Annotated in this window: 1 pseudogene; it reads left to right on the forward strand. The window is 41.8% G+C overall.

Going from position 1 to position 589, the window contains the following annotated elements:
- Positions 1–589 (forward strand): annotated as a pseudogene (locus J7R13_RS08650) (Vomp family autotransporter); the annotation flags it as partial.

Genomic DNA, 589 nt, shown 5'->3' on the forward strand with positions numbered 1-589 from the left:
TTGTGGGACAAGGCTAAAGATGCCTTTGTAGCGACACATGGAGACAAAAAAGAAAGCAGCAAGATTACATCTCTGAAGAATGGAGACATTACTGCAACCTCAACGGATGCTGTAGCAGGTAATCAGCTCTATTCTTTGAATAAGACAGTTGCGACCTATTTTGGTGGAGGAGCAGGATATGAGAATGGTCAATGGACGGCCCCAACATTTCAGGTTAAGTCGCTTAATGCAGATGGTACAGAAAGTGAGTCAAGTTATCACAATGTAGCGGAAGCTTTTGCTGGAGTTGGTAGTTCTATTACCAATATACATAAAGAAGTAAAGAACGAGATTACCAAAGTTGTGGGAGATAGCTTAGTTAAGCAAGACGAGAAAACAAAAGTTATCGCGATTGGTGGTGAGAAAGATGGCGGCAGCATCAGTATAGCAGATAGCGCACATGCGGATCGTACGCTTTCTGGTGTAAAGGCAGCAAAGAAAGAGAATGAAGCAGTTAATAAAGGCCAGCTTGATGCAAGCTTGAAGGATCTTTCTAATAACCTTCAGTCTGATGGTTCAGCTGTAGTTCATTATGATAAAAATGCAAAGG

Origin of the sequence: Bartonella taylorii 8TBB, assembly GCF_902825155.1 — a bacterium.
GTDB lineage: Bacteria > Pseudomonadota > Alphaproteobacteria > Rhizobiales > Rhizobiaceae > Bartonella > Bartonella taylorii_A.